Annotated in this window: 13 protein-coding genes and 3 pseudogenes; 4 read left to right on the top strand and 12 right to left on the bottom strand. The window is 62.8% G+C overall.

Annotated features, from left to right (window positions below):
• Nucleotides 1–160: 160 nt before the first annotated feature.
• The 5 genes and pseudogenes from K0H76_RS16540 to K0H76_RS16520 form a co-directional block, all read right to left on the bottom strand.
• Nucleotides 161–2,027 (bottom strand): annotated as a pseudogene (locus tag K0H76_RS16540) (glycoside hydrolase family 3 C-terminal domain-containing protein).
• 3 nt (nucleotides 2,028–2,030) lie between these two features.
• Nucleotides 2,031–2,871: pseudogene (locus K0H76_RS16535) on the bottom strand (ATP-binding cassette domain-containing protein).
• Between the two features lie 157 nt (nucleotides 2,872–3,028).
• Complete coding sequence (locus K0H76_RS16530; RefSeq protein WP_258933685.1) at nucleotides 3,029–3,535, bottom strand: ABC transporter ATP-binding protein; 507 nt, start codon at nucleotides 3,533–3,535, stop codon at nucleotides 3,029–3,031.
• On the bottom strand, nucleotides 3,471–4,430 hold the full coding sequence (locus K0H76_RS16525) for an ABC transporter permease subunit (RefSeq protein ID WP_258933684.1): 960 nt from the start codon (nucleotides 4,428–4,430) through the stop codon (nucleotides 3,471–3,473). Before K0H76_RS16525 ends, K0H76_RS16530 begins: the two co-directional genes overlap by 65 nt.
• Before the next feature lie 341 nt (nucleotides 4,431–4,771).
• Nucleotides 4,772–5,641 (bottom strand): ABC transporter permease, encoded by an 870-nt coding sequence (locus K0H76_RS16520; RefSeq protein WP_258933683.1) that lies wholly within the window; start codon nucleotides 5,639–5,641, stop codon nucleotides 4,772–4,774.
• Nucleotides 5,642–5,968: 327 nt separating this feature from the next.
• On the opposite strand from K0H76_RS16520, the pseudogene K0H76_RS16515 reads away from it, so the two are divergent.
• Nucleotides 5,969–6,187 (top strand): annotated as a pseudogene (locus K0H76_RS16515) (DUF202 domain-containing protein); the annotation flags it as partial.
• A gap of 1,234 nt (nucleotides 6,188–7,421) precedes the next feature.
• On the opposite strand, the gene K0H76_RS16510 reads toward K0H76_RS16515, so the two are convergent.
• The 5 genes from K0H76_RS16510 to K0H76_RS16490 form a co-directional block, all read right to left on the bottom strand.
• Nucleotides 7,422–8,174: an alpha/beta fold hydrolase gene (locus K0H76_RS16510; protein WP_258933682.1), complete on the bottom strand. Its 753-nt coding sequence runs from the start codon at nucleotides 8,172–8,174 to the stop codon at nucleotides 7,422–7,424.
• Between the two features lie 40 nt (nucleotides 8,175–8,214).
• The gene (locus tag K0H76_RS16505; protein WP_258933681.1) at nucleotides 8,215–8,583 is read right to left on the bottom strand and encodes a hypothetical protein; all 369 of its coding nucleotides are present in this window, start codon (nucleotides 8,581–8,583) and stop codon (nucleotides 8,215–8,217) included.
• 214 nt (nucleotides 8,584–8,797) lie between these two features.
• Entirely contained in the window at nucleotides 8,798–9,397 is a 600-nt protein-coding gene (locus K0H76_RS16500) for an AMP-binding protein (RefSeq protein WP_258933680.1), read from the bottom strand.
• On the bottom strand, nucleotides 9,304–9,753 hold the full coding sequence (locus tag K0H76_RS16495; protein WP_258933679.1) for a hypothetical protein: 450 nt from the start codon (nucleotides 9,751–9,753) through the stop codon (nucleotides 9,304–9,306). The genes K0H76_RS16500 and K0H76_RS16495 overlap by 94 nt, the downstream gene beginning before the upstream one ends.
• A 183-nt stretch (nucleotides 9,754–9,936) precedes the next feature.
• A complete protein-coding gene (locus K0H76_RS16490) occupies nucleotides 9,937–10,143 on the bottom strand; it encodes a hypothetical protein (RefSeq protein ID WP_258933678.1) in 207 nt (68 codons plus the stop codon).
• 148 nt (nucleotides 10,144–10,291) lie between these two features.
• Here K0H76_RS16490 and K0H76_RS16485 point away from each other — a divergent pair, with 148 nt between their 5' ends.
• Both K0H76_RS16485 and K0H76_RS16480 read left to right on the top strand, forming a co-directional pair.
• Nucleotides 10,292–10,894 carry a hypothetical protein gene (locus K0H76_RS16485; protein WP_258933677.1) on the top strand — a complete coding sequence of 201 codons (603 nt, stop codon included), beginning with the start codon at nucleotides 10,292–10,294 and terminating at the stop codon, nucleotides 10,892–10,894.
• Nucleotides 10,849–11,727, top strand: coding sequence for an MFS transporter (locus tag K0H76_RS16480; RefSeq protein WP_258933676.1), 879 nt, complete (start codon nucleotides 10,849–10,851; stop codon nucleotides 11,725–11,727). Before K0H76_RS16485 ends, K0H76_RS16480 begins: the two co-directional genes overlap by 46 nt.
• Nucleotides 11,728–11,925: 198 nt before the next feature.
• Here the strand turns inward: K0H76_RS16480 and K0H76_RS16475 are convergent, their stop codons facing one another.
• Nucleotides 11,926–12,315, bottom strand: coding sequence for a zinc-binding dehydrogenase (locus tag K0H76_RS16475; RefSeq protein WP_258933675.1), 390 nt, complete (start codon nucleotides 12,313–12,315; stop codon nucleotides 11,926–11,928).
• A gap of 29 nt (nucleotides 12,316–12,344) precedes the next feature.
• Nucleotides 12,345–12,857: an alcohol dehydrogenase catalytic domain-containing protein gene (locus K0H76_RS16470; protein ID WP_258933674.1), complete on the bottom strand. Its 513-nt coding sequence runs from the start codon at nucleotides 12,855–12,857 to the stop codon at nucleotides 12,345–12,347.
• 571 nt (nucleotides 12,858–13,428) lie between these two features.
• Here K0H76_RS16470 and K0H76_RS16465 point away from each other — a divergent pair.
• Nucleotides 13,429–14,202, top strand: a complete 774-nt coding sequence (locus K0H76_RS16465; RefSeq protein WP_258935453.1) for an MBL fold metallo-hydrolase — start codon at nucleotides 13,429–13,431, stop codon at nucleotides 14,200–14,202.
• Nucleotides 14,203–14,241 lie beyond the last annotated feature (39 nt).

The raw sequence follows: 14,241 nt of genomic DNA, 5'->3' as shown, positions 1-14,241 counted from the left end.
TGTGGTCTGGCCGCAGGAGTCGACGTCTATGTAGATGATCTTCATCAGAGCCTCCGATGGGCGTTCTCTGGGAACTTCGTCATGTGATGTGTGCGGAAAGTGGGGTGGTCAGGTGGAGCAGTAACGAACATTATTGGAGAGCTGGCGGGCGGGCCTGGAGCTAGGCCTGGTGGCGGACTTCTGCGTCCCAGTAAGCGGAGCTCTCCAGCCTGAGTCCGTGCCCCAGCGGGTAGAGGCTGTGGAAATCTCCGCCCGCGTCCGGTGCCGAGTCTCTGATCGATTCCGAGCTCCGAGGGATGGTGAATGGAAGCCTACCTTGAGGCGGAATCTCGTTCGTCAGCGCTTTCATCAAGGCTTCGTCCGACGTGCCGTAGACCCCCACCAATGCAGAGACATGTGGCTCCAGCGCGGTCAGGACGGCAGGGCGATCCAGGTGGACGATCAGAATGACCGGCACGGACTCCGAGAGGCTTCTCACGGAAAAGATGAACGCTTCATCGAAGTCCAGCGACCCTGCCCGGAACGCGTTCTCCAGCATGTACGTGTCACGGTGCTCATACGGCGCATCGACGCGTATCAGAGCGGCATCGGCATCCTTCGGCTCCTTGACTGGCTGCAGCCCGGCCTCCCTCAGTACGGCGTCTTCGATATTGGTGCTGCAGATCCGCATCCCCGGTCGCAGGGGAGAGCCGTCGGTTCGTTCTTCAGCACGGTGGCCGATTGGGCCTGTGCTCTGAATCCCGCGCGGACGTACTCGGGCGTCTTCGTGCTCTCGACGGCCGCGTCCGCATCGACGAATGGATTGTCGAAAAGGCCAAGATCGAACTTGATTCTGAGGAGGCGTGCCACCGACTCGTTGATGCGAGCCTCGGTGATTAGCCCCGCTCCACGAGATCAACAACGAGCTCTGGGCGTTCCTCACCGCCCAATTGGTCACAGCCCGCGTCGATGATCTTCAGCACTCGCTCCTCAGGTGAGAGATGCTCAACGCCCCATGCCCTCGGGGGCAGCACCTTTCCGCCCAGGACAGACTCGGTGACCAGGCCCCAGTCCGTGCAGACCACGCCGTCATAGCCGAGCTCGTCGCGGAGCAGTCCCGTGATGATCTGCTTGTTGTAGCCGAACCCCACCTGTTCGATCTCCCGTCCGCGATGACGCAGTCCCACGGGCATGCCGTAATAGGGCATGATCGCTGAGACGCCGCGCGCGATCACCTCACGAAAAGGCTCGAGGTGGTACTCGAACTGCCCGGCTGGATAGACCTGCTCTCTGCCGTATGGAAAGTGGGGATCCTCACCGTCCTGCTGCGGACCCCCGCCGGGAAAGTGCTTTGCCATGCACGCGATCGAATCTGCCCCTAGAGCTGGTCCCTCCAGGCCGTCCAGGTATGCCTTCGCCAAGCGGCCGACGGTGGAGGCGTCCTGTCCGAACGTCGTATACTGCCTGGACCAGCGCGGCTCCGTGGCCAGGTCGAGGGTCGGGTGCAGAGCCGCGCGGATTCCCACCGCACGATATTCGGCCCCAGCAATCTTGGCATGCTCATAGACGGCCGCTTCGTCGTTCAGCGCAGCCAGCCCGAGCGGTTCAGGCCACGCTGAGAAATGCTCAGCGATGAATGAGGCCCCGAAATTCTCCGAGAACGAGTGTCGCGGATCGGTCGAGAAGCTGAGAGGGATTCCGTGAGGGCTGGCCTTCTTGGCTTCTGCCTGCATGGCGTTGGCCCAGCGTGCCATCGTCTCTGGGTCCGGTATGGAGTGCAGATTGATGTGGTTGATGGCCTTCTGCCCCACAAGGTCCACGATCTTGCTCGCGCCGATGCGAGGGACCTCGTCGTGGGGGTCTCCGCTGGTAAGCACTGAGGCGGAGGTTTGAAACATCAGTCCCGCCTTCTCGCGCAGCGACAGTCTGCCGACGAGGTCCTTGACTCGCTCTTCTGTGCTGAGGCGCGAGTCTTCGAAAGGGTCGATTCGGCCATTGCCATTGACGCCTCGGGGCTGAACTCGTGAGCCGTCTCGCCTGAGGTGCAGTGACTAGGCCTCATCGGTGATCTCCTGTCGTGTGTGTGCAATACGAGCTGCGCGCCGTTCGCGCTGCCTGTTCGGGTCCGGTACGGGCGCAGACATGAAGAGCTTCTGCGTGTAGGGGTGCTGTGGGGCTTCCGTGACCTGTGAAGCACGGCCCGTTTCGACCACGCGACGTCTGTGGAGCACCGACACGTTGTGGCTGATGGCCCGCACAACTCCCAGGTCGTGAGTGATGAACAGATAGGAGACGCCCGTGTCCTCCTGGATTTCGGTGAAAAGCTCCAAGACTCGAGCTTGGGTCGTGAGATCCAGAGCGGAGACCGGTTCGTCGCACACGATCAGTTTTGGCTTGAGCGCCAGTGCCCGGGCGATGGCGATACGCTGCCTCTGCCCCCGGAGAACTCTCGGGGAGTCGGTGGCGCGCGTCTGCGGGCAGCTGAACACGGTCCAGAAGCTCCGTGATTCGGTTCAGGGCGGGTCGCCTGTCGGACCCAGCCGCTATCAGCGGTTCAGCAAGGATGTCCTCGATCGTCATGGAGGGGTTGAGTGACGTGTAGGGATCTTGGAAGACCACTTGGATGTCCCTGCTCAGGGCGCGCCGTTCGGCTCGACGTATTCGGGTGATGTCCTTCCCCTCGAACGTGATGGTGCCCTCTGAGACTGGCACGAGGCCCAGAACCGCACGGCCGATCGTAGATTTACCCGAACCGGATTCACCGACAAGCCCCAGGGTCTCGGAAGGTCGAATCCTCAAGGAGACGCCTTCCAGTGCCTTGAATGTCTTCCTTGGTCCGCGAACGGAGAATTCAACCCCGATATTTTTGATGTCAAGCAGCGGATTAGTCATCACTTGTTCGTTTCTGTCGGGTCGCTTGGTGCGGAATCGAAGGATTCACTCGCGTCTTCGAACGGGTACGGACGGGGTTCGACGTCCTCGAGGATGGCGTCCAAGAGCCGCTGAGTGTAAGGATGCTGGGCATCTTCGAATGTCCTCTCGACGGTGCTTAAGCCTCGACGAGCCGCCCCTCCTGCATCACCGCGACTCGGTCACATATGTCGGCGACCACGCCGAAGTTGTGGGTGACCAGCAGCATGGACATCCCGAGCTCGCCCTGCAGCTCTCTCAGCAGTTCAAGAACTTCGGCCTGAACGGTGACATCGAGGGCTGTTGTCGGCTCGTCGGCGATGAGCAGCCGAGGTTCGCATGAGACTGCTCCTGCGATGAGGACTCGCTGTGCCATGCCTCCCGAGATTTCGTGAGGATAGGCGTTGAATGTTCGTTCTGGATCAGGAATTCCTACCCGTGCCAGGAGAGCGAGGATCTTCGTCCTTGCGTGTGATGCGGACATGCGCGTCTTCTGCCTGAGTGGAACCGTCAGCTGATGGCCGATCTTGAAGGAAGGATCAAGATTGCTCATGGGCTCTTGGGGAATGTATGCGATGTCGCTACCGCGCAGAGCCGCATGCTGCTTCTTTCGCAGAGCAACAAGGTCGGTGCCTGAGAAATGCACTGATCCCCTGATACACGTCCGCCTTCAGGAGCAGTCCCAACACGGCGAAAGCTGATTGGCTCTTTCCTGAGCCCGATTCGCCGACTAGGCCCAGCACCTCTCCCTGGTGCAGATCGAAGCTCACGCCGCGCACCACTTCCTGGCTGTACGAGACGCGAAGATCTCGCACGCTCAGAAGCGCCTCATGGTCAGGAGCGGGGACCTCCTCCCGATATGCTGCAGAGGCGGAGTATTCCGTCGTCGCACCAGCGGCCTGCTCTGCCCGCACATGAGGTGAGGCGACCGAATCTCTGTCTTCGAGGGCGTCGCGCAGGGCGTTGCCCAATAGGACCAGTGAGACGGAGACCAGGCCGATGACGATGGAGGGCCACAGAACCAGCAGCGGGTCCGCATCGATGCGCCGGAAGCCTTCGTTGAGCATTTGGCCCCAGGAGGGTTGTCGCGAATCTGAGATTCCGAGGAACTCCAGCCCTGCTTGCACCCCAATGGCGATCGACCCCAGACGAGCGCACTGGATCAGCACCGGCGCCCTGACCACTGTGAGGATGTGACGCGAGATGATGCGCGCGTCGCTGAGCCCGGAGACGCGCGCCGCGTCGATGTAGAGCTCGTCGCGCACGGCCATCACAGCCCCGCGAACGATTCTGAAGAAACCGGGTGAGAGGATGACGCCGAATATCGCCATGGCGGTCCATACTGAGGGGCCGATCACGGAGCTCACCGCCAAGAGGACGACGATGCCCGGGAGGGCCATGTTGAGGTTGTTCAACCAGCTCGCGATCGAGTCGAGCCATCCGCGGTAGTAGCCCGCGAGCAGCGCGGCGGTCACTCCGATGACGAAGGCGATGCTCACGGCGATGGCAGCTCCGACGAGGTTGACGCGGCTGCCCCACATCAGGCGGGACAGTATGTCTTGGCCTGACGTATTGGTGCCCAGCCAGTGGTCACCGCTGGGGGCTCAGTAGCATTCCGCAGGTTCGTCGCTCCTGGATCGGGCAGGCCGAGCAGCGGGACGACCAGCGCGAGGACGATGATGATTCCCAGACACAGGGCAGAGGCGACGCCGAGGGATTCTGCAGGAATCGTCTCAAGGCTGCGCGCTGACGCTGCCTGCTGCTGGAGGGAGGAGTCATGGGCGTGGGATCGGCGTTCATGGATTGTGATGTCATTACAGACGCACCTTCGGGTTGAGCCAGGCGACAGCGAGGTCGACGAGCAGGTTCACTGCGACCACGATCAGGACAAAGGCCATGACGGTCCCGATGACCACGGGCAGGTCCGTACGCCGAGCGGACTCGATGGCGAGGAGCCCAGTCCGGGCAGTGCGAAGACCTGTTCGATGACGACGGCGCCGCCCAGGATGCCGACGATCTGCACTCCGAGTGCTGTCAGTCCGTTCGTTGAGCTGTTCTTGAGAACTGACGTGAAGATGATGCGGCGCTCCGACAGTCCCCGACTGCGGAGGGTGCGAATATAGTCGTTCTGAAGCACCCCTATCGTCGCGGACCGCACTTGCTGCACCACCGCCGCGACGCCGCTGATGGTCAGCGCAGCCACGGGCAGAGTGAGTGAAAGGGCCCAATCTGCCGGGGAGTCTCTCAGAGCTGTGTACCCGGTGGCTGGGAACCATCCCAGCTGCAGTGCGAAGAAGGTCACGAGGAAGATGGCGATGATGAAGTTCGGCAGTGCATCTCCGAGGGTCGATATGAGCTGCAGAAACCGATCCAGACGGCCTCGTCGAATTCCGGCGTAGGTGCCGATCGCAAACGCGAAGAGGGCTGTCAGGACCATCACGAGGGCGACCACCGAGAGGGTGACGGGCAGTCTGACCGCCAGCATGTCTGCGACGGGTTGGCTCGTGAAGTACGAGACGCCCAGGTCGCCCGTCGCGGCCCCGAGGAGCCAGTCTCCGTATTGGACCGGAAGAGGCCGGTCGAGTCCCAGCTGCTCATTGAGAAGGCTCACCTGCTCCTGAGTGGCGTTCTCCCCCAGGACATTGGCCGCGATGTTCCCCGCAGCTGGATAGAGGAGCATATAGATGACGAATGACACAGCGACGAGCAGAGTGAGAGCCGCCCCTAGGCGTTTGGCGAAGAACAGCAGCATTACATCTCCTCGTAATGCGGCGATGGGGTGCGGAAGATGTCCATAGAAAATCCTGTCCTCTGGGCGAAGAGCAGCCGCAGCGAGATATGCGGCAAGTGTGATCCTAAACACAACCTTGACTTAAATGCTAAACACCGTTCAGTGTTGGTGCAAGCCGCCTCACACGCTGCGCTGACTGTCTGGGGTATTTTGCCGTCGAGGAGTGCGATGTGGGCGGCACGCAGGCGAAGCGTCCTGTGAGTTTCCCTGCGCCGCAGATTCGAGGAAGAGCATGTTTGCCCCAGCCCTGATGTTCGACAGTTCGCATCCTCGTAGGCTCACGCCAGTATGCAATCGAGTACAGCCGCACCGGTGGCCCTCGTGAGCCAACCATTGTCGAATGATTGGCAGACCCGCCTGCTAGGCGGTGGAGACGATCCTGCTCCACGGTTCACGCTGGCGAACGAGTGAACCTTCCTCGCCTGGATCCGCACGTCACTCGCGCTCGTGGCAGCTGCCATTGGTCTGGAGGCGTTTGAGCACGGTGTATTCGACCCAACGGTGCGAGTGGTGATCTGCTGCTCAAAAGATCACTTCCTCTGCCCCTCATTGGGCCAGTTGTCGCTGTGGTCATCGCTGCTTAAGCTCAGGAGGGCCTCTGATGGCAGTTTTGGGAGCCTGATGCCATGCCTTCGAGCAGCCATCTGCCCCTGCACCATGATCCGGGGCTGCAGCCCGAGCGCACGATTCTTTCGTGGGGAGAACGGCACTGCTGCTTGCCGTCCTAGCAGGTTTCGCGCCGCGTTGGGTTCCCGAATACGGAGCACAGGTGCTTTCCGTCTCAGCTGCGGCCCTGGTGACGAGTGTGGGGCTCTATCTCGGTCAGAGGCGGCGCTACCGGAACTACGGACCCGGACTGAGTGACAACAATTTGCCGAAGAACGTTCCGAGCCTCCTGCTGCTGTCTGCGGCAGTGTCTGGCCTGGGAGTTCTGATACTGATAATCCTTCTGCGTTCCCATATGTGATGGTGCTGTACGCAGGGTGGCCTGACTCTTTGCAGCCAAATAGGGATCAACTGCTTTGTAGTCTCGGGTGCCGCAGATATAAAGGCATCTGAAGTGTTTAAGGGTGTATGGCCCTTCGTCGCTATAGAAATAGCGCTCATCGTCGTATTCTTCGCTTTTCCAGACCTCGTTCTATGGCTGCCCTCGCTCGTGAATTAGTGGGCACGAGATGCGGTGCTAGAGAATCGACCAGAGGTTGATCAGGACCGCGGTCGGTGTTCGCACGCCAAGCCCCCACAACTACTGTCGACTCAAGCCACTTGAGATCCTCGCCCGCGACTTCGAACCTGGGAGAGCAGCGGAAGTAGATTCTTTCCGGAGGCACGGGAGTGCCTTGTGCCAAGGCTGCGATGTCTTCAGCCGAACCGGTGCGATACGCCAGGTTGGACACGAAGATTCGCTCGCCGCTGTCGGCCTCAATGATGTAGCGGGCATCGAGGTCTGAAACCGTCGGCGATCGAATGACCTGAAAGTCCGCGCTTAAGCAGGCAGAACCGTCCCGTTCAGCGCTGGTCCTTGTGCCGTGCCGCCGAGGATGGGAACCACTCTTCGCCGACCCGCGTGCGTATTGCCGACCTCAATGGGGTGGTCAACGTTGATTTCGAGGCAGGTCAGGTACTCCATCTCCAACGAGCTGGGCAGGTCATGACGAGATGCTGGTTTCATGATTCTCCTTCTTTGCGGTTGTCGGAGGGCATTCGAGCCCCTGTCAGTGAGTACCCGTGAGGATGAGCTTCACGGCCTCATGCGGTGCGTCCCACTGGGAAGTGCCCGCACCGGGGAACCAGTGCAGGGCCGCGTCGGGAACGCCTCTGCGGCCCGGTGCGCCTGCCGCGGAACGGTGACGAGGTCCCGACGTCCCCACCCGATGGTGACCCGACCGGGAACTGTCCCCAGTGGTGCACCCTGCTGCTTGGGCCCCTTCGTGAGCGCGTCTATCGCCGGATCCGTCGCTGGGCTGTCGGCCAGTCCGAGCAGGTCAGGCAGCACAGTCTGCTGAGTCAGCGCCCAAGGGCGCGGAGAGAACTGCGCGAGCAGCGCGCTCCGACTGACACGGTTCCCCAACAGTGCCGGCAGGCTACCGCGCAGGGCGCGAACCAGGGCGATGGAGGGCCGAAGCGTATAGCCGAAGATCGCCAGCTCGCGATCGCTCCAGAACCCTCCGGGGGCGAGCGCCACGGTGTCACCGCCGACCCCGCGTCTGGCGAGCTCAAGGACGATTCGCCCACCCATCGACTGCCCGGCAGTCGCAACGCCGTCCAGACCCTGCTCGCTGATGAATTGTGAGACGGAATCGGTGAGCGTGGCGATCGACACCTCGCCAGGCAACGGCGGCGTCTCACCGAAGCCGGGCAGGTCGACGGCGATGACTTCCCGGTGCTCTGCCAGCTCGTCGATGATGGGATCCCAGGAGCGCAGGCCCGCGCCGAGGCCGTGCACCAGCAGCAACGGGCTTCCGGCGCCTCGCCGGACGTGGTGGAGAGTCATCAGACCATCGTACGGCGGGGTTCCGCACCGCATAGCCGGGTCAGGGGCGGACCTTGCTGGAGCGATGGAACTGTTCAGCGGAGTCGATGAACCACCGCATCGACTCAGGATTCGCCAGCGAAGCCAGGTTCACGGCGCGCTCGGGCGCTGTGCCCGCGAACAGCTTCTTGATCGGGACTTCCACACGCTTGTTGGAGTGGGTCTTGGGAATCGCGGGAGCGCTGATGATCTCGTCCGGAACGTGACGCGCGGACGTGCGGCTCCTGATCTGTCGCTTCATCCGCTCGATGAGGTCCTCGGTGAGTTGCGCCTCCCCGCGGAGCACCACGAACATCGGCATGTAGTACCCACCGTCGGGCTGCTCCGCTCCCACCACCAGTGCATCTTCAATCTCGTCGATGCCTTCCAACGCTCCGTAGATGTCAGCGGACCCCAGCCGGACCCCTGACGGTTCAGGGTCGCGTCGGAGCGGCCGTGAACGACGAAAGTGCCCTCGGGCTTCTCCGAAATCCAGTCGCCCTGGCACCACACTCCGTGGTATTTTTCGAAATAGGCCGCCATGTACTTCGAAGCGTCCGGGTCGTCCCAGAACCGGACCGGCATGGACGGCATGGGGCGAGTGATCACCATCTCACCCACATCGCCGATGACTCGTCCGCCGTCGTCGTCCCAGGCCTGCACTGCCACGCCGAGCAAGGGGCCCTGAAGCTCTCCGAGGTGGACCGGTTCCAGCGGGTTCGAGCCGATGAATCCGCTGCAGATATCAGTTCCGCCGGTGTCTGAGCCCAGATGGACATCGGCCTTGACCGAGCGGTGAACCCATGCCCAGGTGGAGTTCGGGAGAGGGAGCCGGTGGAGAGTATCGACGTCAGCTGGGACAGATCCCAGTCCCTGCCTGGTTCCAGCCCTGTCTGCTCGACGAGGGTGAGGTAGGCGGCGCCCACGCCGAACATTGTGGCGCCGGTTGCTGCCAGCACCTCGAACTGCCGGTCCTTGCGGCCGTAGGTGGGAGACCCGGCGTAGGTGACCACCGCCGCGCCGGAGGCCATGTTGTTGACCAAGGTGTTCCACACCATCCACGAGGTGTTGGCAGCCACATAGTAGAGGTCGCCTGGGCCCATGTTCTGGTTCAGACCCGTACCTTTGCACGCCTCGAGGAGCATGCCCCCGTGGCCGTGGATGATGCCTTTGGGCTGGCCGGTCGTGCCAGAGGAGAAGAGCACCCACAGGGGTGGTCGAAGGGCAGCCGCTCGTAGGAGGGCGCCACGGTACGGGCCGTCATCTCGTCGAACGCCAGGCGGTAAGCTGTCAGATTCGCACTGGGATCAAGGGTGCGAACGATGATCACGTGCTCGACGGTGGGCAGCCCTGCGAGGACGTCTTCCATGTGTTCCAGCTGGTCGAACTCTTTGCCGTTGAAGCGGTAGCCGTCGCTTCCGATGAAGACGGTGGGCTCGAGCTGCCGGACTCGGTCCAGCGTCGCGGCTGGGGAGAGGTCTGGTGAGCTGATGGTCCACATCGCCCCGATGGAAGCGGTCGCCAGCAGCCCGATGAGGGCCTCCGGGACGTTGGGCAGCACGGCGGCCACTCGATCTCCGGGCGCACGCCCTGTTCGCGCAGCTGGGCGGCGAAGGAAGCAACTTTCACCTCCAGTTCCCGCCACGTGAGTGTCTGCGTGGCGTTGTCCTCCTCTATGCGGAGCACTGCCGTGGTGTCCGCCATGGCGGGTCGGCGGCGTGACGCAGGACGTTTTCGGCGTAGTTCAGGCGCGCCCGGGGTACCAGAGGGCTCCTGGCATGCGCTCCTCTGCCAGTGCCGGTCCGTGGAGGCCGTCACCTATCAGCTCGAAGTACTCAGCGACGGCTGCCCAGAAATCTGACAGCTCGGTGACAGACCATCGCCACAGGTCCCGGTAGTCGGTGAGAGCGACGCCTCGGGTGCGGCCGACCCATCGCATGAAGTCCCACATGCGGGTGCTGGTGCGAAACTCCTCCGTCGGCGCCCACATGACAGGCGGTCGGGGAGTAAGCGGTCGAGAACCCGTCTGCTGACCTGTTCCTCTCAGACGTCACTGACTGCTCCCATCGGGCTTGAAGCGGCGGTTTCTGCCGCACTGTGTGCACGCCCCGATCCATGTGGTGGGCTCGTGGGTCTTCACCTTCTCCAACGGTGGCACATGGCGACGCTGTTCTCCCTATCCATTTCACGCGGCGGAAGAGGTCGGGCAGTGGGCGGGGACGCAGCCGTACACGCCTGAGGGTGCAGGAGGTTCCGTGCCCGCCTCGGCTGTGACGGGGATAGGCTCACCCGGTGAGCAGTCCCACGTCAAACCCTCATTGCATCTGCTGGGTGTGCTGGCGGGTCTCATGGGAGTAAGCCCGCTCTTCATGCTGACGCTGTCCTCCACCTCGGCGGCAGTGGTCGAGCGCTTCGAGATCACAGCCGGTCAGCTGGGTCTGGTGGCGACCCTCGTCTTCGGGTCGGCAGCCGTGGCGGCGCGGCCGCTGGGCCGCTGGACCGATGTGGTCTCACTGAGGTGGCAGCTGCTGCTCAACTTCGGCGGGGTGGCGCTTTCGCTGCTGGTCGCCGCGCTGACCACCAGCTACCTGCTGATCTGTGTGGTGGCGGTGTTGGCGGGGGCCAGCCAAGCAATTTCAATTCCACCACCAACCGGATGCTGCTCGAAGCGGTTCCTCCGGCGCAGCGGGCCAGCTGGATAGGGATGAAGCAGTCCGGCGTGCCCATAGCGCAGCTCTCCGCCGGTGCCTTCTTCCCCGTGATGGCTGTCTGGCTGGGGTGGACCGGAGCCGCTCTGGGTGGGGTGGCGCTGGTGGTGACGCTGAACATCTACGGCTTCTGGGTGCTGCGTCGGCACTATCACCCGCGCGAAGTGGATTCGGAGACATCGGCACCATCAGTCCGGGAGCCTGTCAGTCAGGCCTCGGACGGCCCCGCTCCTGCGGCAGAGAAGTCTTCAGTGGTCGCGCTGCTGACCCTGTTCTCTGTCCTCTTCGCCTTCAGCCTGCAGGCGCTGAATGTCTACATTCCCCTCTTCGCCGTGGAGCAGCTGGAGTTCTCGCTGGTGGTAAGCGGGCTGACCATCACGGTAAGCGGTGCGATCGGGATGTTCGCCCGCGTCTGGTGGGCCCGCAGGATCGGTGCGGGGCACCGGCCCTCGTCCCTGCTGCTGGGGATCGTCGGCGGGTCCTTGGTCAGTATGGGATTCCTGCTCGCGGCACAGCTGGGCGGCTTCGCCGCGCTCGTGTGGGCAGCTGCGATCGTCCACGGAGCCACCGCCCTGGGAGCGAACGTCATCATCAACGCGGCCGTGATGCGTGCCGCACCGCCCGGCAGGGTCGGTCGAGCCTCTGGAGTCACGTCGATGGGGATGTACGCCGGGTTCGCGCTCGGCCCGCTGACTGTGGGGTGGCTGCGAGACCTGGGCACCGATTTCACACTCAGTTGGACGGTCGCTGCGGCTATGTACCTCTGCACTGTTCCGATCCTGCTTATCCTGCGCTCACGCAGCCCCGAGGGCGATCAGCGCTGGTGAGGGCCTGAGGATCACGCTGGCGATATGTCCAGGACGGGTTTGATGACATCTCCGCTCAGGCTGTCTTGGATGGCCGTCTCGACGTCTTCAAGGGGTAGAACCTGAGAAGCTCATCAAAGGGAAACCGTCCGAGGCGGTGCAGTGAGATCAGCGCCGGAATCAGCTCAGAACTCGTTCCGCTGCCCCCGAGCGTGCCGACTATCCGCTTTCCCCAGAGTGCTTAAGCTGATGCTCGACGGAGAACTGGGCTCCGGCCGGAGCTCCGCCGACCAGGATGCACGTATCCAGCATGCCTATGCATTTCACCGCCTGCTCGATGACTGAGACCACGCCGGTGCATTCGATGGCGTAGTCAGGAGTGCCGCCGCTGTACTCCGCGATCTTCTCCAGCACGTCTTGTGCGCGCGCATTGATCACGTGGGTGGCCCCGTACTGGCGAGCGAGGTCGAGGCGCGAGTCATGGAGGTCCACAGCAATGACGATCGCGGCCGATGTCGTCCGTGCAGCCATGATGGCGGCAAGCCCTACGGCGCCGGCGCCGAAGATGACGATGCTCTCCCCAGGCTGCGGTCGAGCAGTGTTGAGCACGGCCCCGGCGCCAGTCGCAAGACCGCAGGCTAGGGGCCCAGAAGCTTCAGATCCAGGTCCTTGTCGACGAGGACGAGGGACGTCGCATCGGCGATCGAGTAGGTGGCGAAAGAGGATTGGCCGAAGAAGTGTCCGGAGATCGGGGATCCGTCGGCGCGGCGGTAGCCGCTGCTGCCTTCGAGCGGACCCCGGTACCGGGCGCCCGACGCCACTGCCGGTCCCAGCAGCGCGCAGTAGCGGGGCTCCCCACGCAGGCAGTTGCGACATTTTCCGCAGTGAGGCCATCCCATGACGACATGGTCGCCCACTGAGAGACCCTCGACCCCTGCTCCCAAGGCATCGACGACGCCCGCGCCCTCGTGTCCGAGCACCCCGGGCAGCGGGAGCGGCAGGTCGCCGTCCCGCGTGATGGTGTCCGTGTGGCAGACGCCTGTGGCGACCAGGCGAACGCGCACTTCGCCGGGGCCTGGATCTTCGAGCTCGAGCTCCTCCACGGTGATTCGTGCTCCCGTGGACTCCGCGACTGCTGCTTGGATTTTCATTGATCCTCCTTGGATGTGATTCATATCACATTTCAAGGCATGGCGTGCTGCGAAACAGATGTGGCTGGGACAGGGGCCGTTGAGCGACCTCAGCCGCAGTGCACCCCGGCCCTAGAGAGCCGACGAACAAGGTGCGAAACCTGATCGAATTGCGCCTAGAGGGGTTGTGCCAAGAGCTGTTCTGTTGGTTCACTGAAATGCACAGAATAGGGGCTTGTGCAACGACTGGAGTGCCTGATGCCTGAGGTGAGTGAATTCATCGCCCAGCAGAACGCCGACCTGATCAACAGTCTGCCGTTCGAGGACCAGCAGGACTACGCGGACGCCCGCCGTGGGTGGGTCGGGGACTGAACCCGGCGGCAGTGCGGGCCGAGGATGGTCGAGTGGTGTGGGACAACGAGGCCTACACCTTCTTGGAAGGTCCAGCGCCTCCGTGCGTCAACCCGAGCTTATGGCGACAGAGCGGACTTGTGGCGATGCACGGCCTGTACGAGGTGATTGAGGGATTTACCAGGTTCGAGGGTTGGACCTGTCGAACATCACGTTCGTCGAAGGTGGGTCCGGGGTCATTGTGATCGACCCGTTGATCTCAACCGAAACCGCTGCTGCGGCCTTGGCCCTGTATCGGCAGCATCGGGGCGATAGGCCCGTGATTGCAGTCATCTACACTCACTCCCACGCGGACCACTTCGGTGGAGTGAAGGGAGTGATCTCGCAGGATGAGGTAGATGCTGGGAGGTGCAGGGTGATCGCCCCAGCCGGTTTCCTCAAGGAGGCCGTCGCTGAGAACGTATTCGCTGGTGGTGCGATGACCAGACGTGCGGGCTACATGTACGGGGCGGCATTGTCCAAAGGGCCCGAAGGTCAGGTCGGCGCTGGCCTGGGGGCGACGACCAGCACCGGAACAGTGAGTCTGATCGCGCCGACGACCGAGATCATCTCCACCGGTCAGCAGGAGATTGTCGACGGAGTCAGGATCGTATTCCAACTGACGCCCGACACCGAGGCGCCCGCCGAGATGAACTTCACCTTTCCGGACCTCGGTGCTGTCTGCCTGGCAGAGAACGCCTCCCACACGCTGCACAACCTGCTGACCCTGCGGGGAGCGGTGGTTCGAGACGCGCACGAGTGGGCTAGGTATCTCACCGAGAGCATCACGCTTCTCACCGATGACATCACGGTGGCGTTCGCCTCCCACCACTGGCCGACATGGGGCAATGAACGTATCGTGAAGTACCTGAGCCTGCATCGGGATGTGTATGCCTACCTGCATGATCAGACATTGCGGCTCCTGAACAGGGGATATGTTGGAGCGGAGATCGCTGATCTGATCGAACTGCCATAAGCCATAGAGCAGGCTTGGCACGCGCGGGGCTACTACGGT

The sequence above is a fragment of the Nesterenkonia pannonica genome (assembly GCF_019575955.1).
Classification (GTDB): Bacteria; Actinomycetota; Actinomycetes; order Actinomycetales; family Micrococcaceae; genus Nesterenkonia; species Nesterenkonia pannonica.
Note: the sequence above shows the minus strand (reverse complement) of the source record. Positions and strands in the feature narration are given on the sequence as shown.